3 protein-coding genes are annotated in these 6,278 nt (G+C 65.1%); all 3 read right to left on the minus strand.

Translation table 11 applies throughout. From position 1 onward, the window contains the following. Positions 1-60 precede the first annotated feature (60 nt). On the minus strand, positions 61-2,355 hold the full coding sequence (locus AC1RUR_RS27360) for a DUF1522 domain-containing protein (protein ID WP_492849771.1): 2,295 nt from the start codon (positions 2,353-2,355) through the stop codon (positions 61-63). Positions 2,356-2,574: 219 nt separating this feature from the next. After that, complete coding sequence (locus AC1RUR_RS27365) at positions 2,575-4,854, minus strand: DUF1522 domain-containing protein (protein WP_492849772.1); 2,280 nt, start codon at positions 4,852-4,854, stop codon at positions 2,575-2,577. 326 nt (positions 4,855-5,180) lie between these two features. Beyond that, positions 5,181-6,278, minus strand: a 1,098-nt coding sequence (locus AC1RUR_RS27370; protein ID WP_492849774.1) for a DUF1522 domain-containing protein, incomplete at its 5' end; no start/stop codon positions are given.

Consider the following 6,278-nt stretch of genomic DNA (forward strand, 5'->3'; position numbering starts at 1 on the left):
AAGAACGGCGGAGCGTTAGCCCCGCCGCGATATCGCGCGTAGCGATCTTGCGCTGCGAAATTAGCGGAGCAGCTGCAGCACGCTCTGCTGCGACTGGTTGGCGAGCGACAGCGCGGAGACCGCGATCGACTGGCGGGTCGACAGCGCCTGGCTGTTGGCCGCTTCCTCGTTGGTGTCGGCCAGCGTCAGGTTCGACGAGCCGGTTTGCAGCACGTTGATCAGGTTCTTGGAGAAATCCTGACGAACCTGCACGATCGACAGGTTCGAGCCGAGCGAGGATCCTTCGGAGCGCAGCGTGCTCGACGCCGCGTTCAGGCTGGCCAGCACCCTGTTGGTGGCGCCGTTGTCGATGAAGTCGACACCGTTGACGAGGTTGCTGAGGCCGAGGCCTGCCGCGTTGAACACCACGCCGTTGATGCCGAGCGTGGAGCTGCCGGTCTCGTTGAAGACGAGCTTCAGCGTGTCGCCGTTGAGCAGGTTGACGCCGTTGAAGGAGGAGTCCTGCGACGTCGTGTCGATCTGCGCCAGAATGTTGTTGAACTGGTTGACCAGATTCGAGCGCGCCGTCTGCGCGACGGGATCCTGGACCGGCGGCTGCGCGGTGGTGAAGGCCAGAACACCGGTGATCGTGCCGCCGACCGTACCGCCCGCGGTCGTCGAACCGAGCGTCGAGGAGGCGTATTCGTTGACAGTGGTCACCGTGAGCACGCCGTTGGCGTCGATCGTCGCCGTCAGGTGGTTCGCCTGAAGTTGAGCGTTGAGCTGGTCGAGCGTCTTGACGGTGCCGTTGGTGCCGTCGCCGAAGGTGACGTTCACCGGCGTGCCGCCGTTGAAGGAGGTGAAGGTCAGCGTCTTGCCGCTGACACCGCCGACACCGGAGGTGCGCGCTGCGGTGAAGGCTGTCGCCGTTCCGGTGTTGCCGCTGAGGCCGAACGCGCTGAGCGCGTTGCCGGTGCCGGTGATCGAGAGATCGGCGTTGACGCCGGTGGAGAGCGCAAGCTGGCCGCTGCTGTTGACCGACGACGGGATCTGGCCCGCAGTGGTCGTCAGCGACGCGGCGCCGTTGAAGATGCTTGCGGTCTTGACGCCGGTGGCAAGGTCGATCGAGTTGAGCAGGTCGGTGAGCGTCGCGCTCTGGATATAGACGGTCGAGTTGCCGTTGCCGTCGGTGACGACGTTGCCGTTGACGCCATAGCCGGTCGCCACGCTCGCCGCCGATTGCGGCGTCTGGGCGTTCTTGAAGGTGATGGTGTGGCCGTCGATGTTCAGCGTCGAGCCGTCTTGGACCAGGGTGCCGAGCGAGCCGGCGGTGGTCGACCGGTTCGCGGTCACGTTCGCATTGCCCGCACCGGTCGCCGCGGTCAGACCGAGCTTATTGAGGAAGTCGGCCTTGCCCGTCACGCTCAGATCAGCGCCGGTCGAACTCTTCAGCGTGATCTGGCCGCCGCCCGAGATGGACGATGCCACCTGAAGCGTGCCGATGGGACCAGCCGAACCGCTGACCGCGATGGTCGCCGCACTCGCGCTGATGGTCGCAGTCTTGACGCCGCTGGCGAGATCGATCGCGCTGAGGACGTCGCTGATCGTCGCCCTGGGTGCAGCCGCGGTTCCCTCATAGACGATCGAGTTGCCATTGCCGTCGGTGGCGATGTGTCCACTGCCGTCGAGACCCCAGCCGGTCGGCTGCGTCGTCGGCGGGATACCGGTGCGGAAGGTGATGGTCTTGCCGTTCACCGTGATGGTGTCGCCGTCCGCGGGAGGCGCGCCGAAGGTGGTGGATGCCGTGGTGCCGAGCAGCGTGGCGGTGCCGGACAGCGCGGTCGTGCCGTCGGCGGCGAGGGCTGCCGTGCCGGTAAAGGTGCCGGCGCTCGAGCCCAGCGACGCACCGAGTGCGGCGGTGCCCGTGACCGGGGTCACGCCGCCGGCGGCGCCGGTATAAAGCACGTTGCTGTTGGCGGTCGCGCTCGCATAGGAGGTCGTGCCGCGCAGGTCGGCGGGCGTCGCACCCGGAATCGTGGTGGAGACGTTCGACTTGGTGGAGTAACCGACCGTGGTCTGGAGCGCCTGGTTGGCGATCGACTTGGCACTGTCGATCAGCTTCTGCAGCGAGGTGATGCCGGTATTGGCAGCCTGCAGCACCTGCACGCCGTTGTTGATACCATCCAGCAGGTTGCTGATGTCGCTCGCCCGGTTGTCCAGCCCCTGCGCGGTGAAGAAGTTGGTGGGATTGTCGAGTGCCGTGTTGACCTTCTTGCCGGTCGACAGCCGCTCCTGCGTCGTGGCCAGCAAGTCGGCCGTCGACTGCAGCGACAACAGGTTCTGGCGAACGGACGCCGAGAGAACGATGTTGGACATTGGCGAGTCTTCCTCTTGAACCGGATACGAATCGGCCGCGCGATCTCGAAAGCGGGCTTTTGTCCAGTTTTAGGAGGTGTCCTTTAAAGTATGGTTAACGCCGGTTTAAGCGATAGGGTTAATGGCCGGTATACGCCCCTGCCCGCCTCCGGACGCAAAAAAGAGCGGCGGGGCACGGAGCCCCGCCGCTCGATTTTATTCAGTGATTTCAGCCGCTTGTTAGCGGAGCAGCTGAAGCACGCTCTGCTGCGAGGTGTTGGCCAGCGACAGCGCGGAGACCGCGATCGACTGGCGGGTCGACAGCGCCTGGCTGTTGGCCGCCTCGACGTTGGTGTCGGCCAAGGTCAGGTTGGCCGAGCCGGTCTGCAGCACGTTGATCAGGTTCTTGTTGAAGTCCTGACGGATCTGCACCACCGAGAGGTTCGAGCCGAGGCTCGAGGCTTCCGAGCGCAGCGTGCTCGAGGCGGCGTTCAAATTGGTCAGCACCCTGTTGGCGGCGGCGTTGTCGATGAAGTCGACGCCGACGGTCAGAGCAGCGAGACCGAGACCCTTGGAGTTGTAGGTCACGCCGGTGATGTTCAGGCTCGACTTGCCGGTCTCGTCGAACACCAGCTTGAGCTGGTCGCCGTTCAAGAGGTTGACACCGTTGAACGAGGAGTCCTGCGAGGTCGTGTCGATCTGGTTCAGGATGTTGTTGTACTGAGACACCAGGTTGGCACGCGCCGTCTGGGCAACACCATCCTGGACGGGGTTGGAAGCCGTCGAGAACGTCAGCGCCGAAGTGAGCGTGCCACCGATCGCACCGCCCGCCGCCGTCGAACCGAGCGTCGAGGACGCATAGTCGTTGGATGCGGTGATGGTCAGCAGGCCGTTGGCGTCGATCGTTGCGGACAGGTTGTTGGCCTGCAGCTTGTTATTGAGCTGATCGAGCGTCTTGACCGTGCCGTTGGTGCCGTCGCCGAAGGTGACGTTGACCGCCGTGCCGCCGTTGAAGGAGGAGAAGGTCAAGGTCTTGCCGGCGATGCCGCCGATGCCGGAGGTGCGCGCCGCGGTGAACGCGGTGGCGTTGCCGGTGTTGCCGGCAAGGCCGAGCACGTTCAGCACATTGCCGGTGCCGGTGATCGCCAGGTCGGCGTTGACGCCGGTCGAGATCTTGAGCTGGCCGGACGTGTTGATCGTCGAGTTCGATTGGCCGGTGGCGGTCGCAAGCGTCGCGGTGCCGCTGGCGCCGATCGTCGCGGTCTGCACGCCGGTGGCAAGGTCGATCGCATTCAGCACGTCGGCGACCGTGCCGTTCTCCAGATAGACCGTCGAGTTGCCGTTGCCGTCGGTGACGACGTTACCGCTCGCACCATACCCGCTCGGAACGCTCGGCGCACCGGTCGTGCCGGGGGTCGGCGCGTTCTTGAAGGTGATGACGTGACCGTCGACGTTCAGGGACGAACCGTCCGCGATCGTTGCACCCAGCGAGGTCGCGCTCGTGGTCCGGTTGACGGACACGTTGGCGTTGCCGGCACCCGTCGACGTGGTCAGGCCGAGGGCCTTGAGCAGGTCGGCCTTGCCGGTGACGCTCAGATCCGCGCCCGTCGAGCTCTTCAGCGTGACCGCGCCGCCACCAACGCTCGAAGCGGTCTGGTTGAGGCTCGTCGCGATCGTCGCAGCGCCCGAGCTGATCGACACCGTTTTCACGCCGCTGGCGAGATCGACGGCGGTCAACAGATCGGCGACCGTCGCAGTCGGGGTGCCCGCGGTGCCGAGATAGACGGTGGTGTTGCCGTTGCCGTCGGTGACGAGGTTGCCGCTGACGCCCGAACCAGACGCAACCGCGGTCGATGCCGGAGCAGAGCCGCTGCGGAAGGTGATGGTCTTGCCGTTGACGGTCAGCGTGTCGCCGTCGGCGGGCTGGGCGTTGGCGGCCAGGCCGGTTGCGGTCGTGCCGTTGGTGGCGATCAGGGTGATGGCGCCGGTCAGGGCCGTGGTGCCGTTGCCGGCCGTTGCCGCCGTGCCCGTGAACGAGCCGATGGTGGCGCCGAGCGTCGTGGTGCCGGTCGCCGCCGTGGTGCCGCCGGCGGTGCCGTTGTACAGCACGTTGCTGCTCGCGGTCGCACTGGCGAAGCTCGTCGTGCCGCGCAGGTCGGCCGCCGTCGCACCGGAGATGGTGGTGGAGACGTTCGACTTGGTGGAGTAGCCGACCGTGGTCTGCAGCGCCTGGTTGGCGATCGACTTGGCGCTGTCGATCAGCTTCTGCAGCGAGGTCAGGCCGGTGTTGGCAGCCTGCAGCACCTGCACGCCGTTGGCGATGCTGTCGAGCAGATTGTTGATGTCGCTGGCGCGGTTGTCGAGCGACTGTGCCGTGAAGAAGTTGGTGGGATTGTCCAGGGCCGAGTTGACGCTCTTGCCGGTCGACAGACGGTTCTGTGTGGTGGCGAGAAGATCGGCGGTGGACTGGAGAGAGAGCAGGTTCTGGCGAACCGACGCAGAGAGAACAATACCGGACATGACTCTTACCCTTCTGGCTTACGCGTCTTCGTTCGATCGCTTCGGATCGAGTGACGGGGCCAGCGTGCCGCGACATGGCTAACAAAGGGTGAAACGAACCTCGCCCGCATAAGCGCCGGTTCACCATAAGTGCGCGGAAGGCGCACGCGGGCTCGGCAATCCGGCTGAAATCATTGGCGTTTCTCGACGCTTACGCTCCATTAACCATAACCGCTGGTTACTTTTCAGAGTGTCGCCTGCCCTCTCGAAACCTCACGTGACGAACGAAAAAAAGCGGCGGGGCCGAAGCCCCGCCGCCATGATCGTCTTGCGATGTCGTCCGCTTGTTAGCGGAGCAGCTGCAGCACGCTCTGCTGCGACTGGTTGGCCAGCGACAGCGCGGAGACCGCGATCGACTGGCGGGTCGACAGCGCCTGGCTGTTGGCCGCCTCGACGTTGGTGTCGGCCAGCGTCAGGTTGGACGAACCGGTCTGCAGCACGTTGATCAGGTTCTTGTTGAAGTCCTGACGTACCTGCACGATCGTCAGGTTCGAACCGAGGCTCGAAGCTTCCGAGCGCAGCGTGCTCGAGGCGGAGTTCAAATTGGTCAGCACCTTGTTGGTGGCGGCGTTGTCGATGAAGTCGACACCACCGGTCAGCGCGGCAAGACCGAGACCCTTGGAGTTGTAGGTCACACCCGTGATGCTCAGGTTCGACTTGCCGGTCTCGTCGAACACCAGCTTGAGCTGGTCGCCGTTCAACAGGTTGACGCCGTTGAACGAGGAGTCCTGCGAGGTCGAGTCGATCTGGTTCAGGATGTTGTTGTACTGAGACACCAGGTTGGAACGCGAGGTCTGGGCAACCGTGTCCTGGACGGGGCTGGAAGCCGTCGAGAACGTCAGCGCCGTGGTCAGCGTGCCGCCGATCGCACCACCCGCGGCGCTCGATCCGATGGTCGAGGACGCGTAGTCGTTGGTGGTCGAGACCGTCAGCAGGCCGTTGGCGTCGATCGTCGCCGTCAGGTTGTTGGCCTGCAGCTTGGTGTTGAGCTGGTCGAGCGTCTTGATCGTACCGTTGGTGCCGTCGCCGAAGGTGACGTTGACCGCCGTGCCGCCATTGAAGGAGGAGAAGGTCAAGGTCTTGCCGGTGAGACCGCCAACGCCCGAGGTGCGTGCCGCGGTGAAGGCGGTTGCCGTCCCGGTGTTGCCGGCGAGGCCAAGCGCGTTCAGCGCGTTGCCGGTGCCGGTGACCGCCAGGTCGGCGTTGACGCCGGTCGAGAGCTTGAGCTGACCCGAGGCGTTGATCGACGAGTTGGTCTGGCCGGTGGCGGTCGCAAGCGCCGCAACGCCGCTGGCGTTGATGGTCGCGGTCTGCACGCCGGTGGCAAGGTCGATCGCATTCAGCACGTCGGCGACCGTGCCGCCCTGCAGATAGACCGTCGAGTT

The organism is Bradyrhizobium sp. GW821-FHT12B03 (assembly GCF_058807535.1).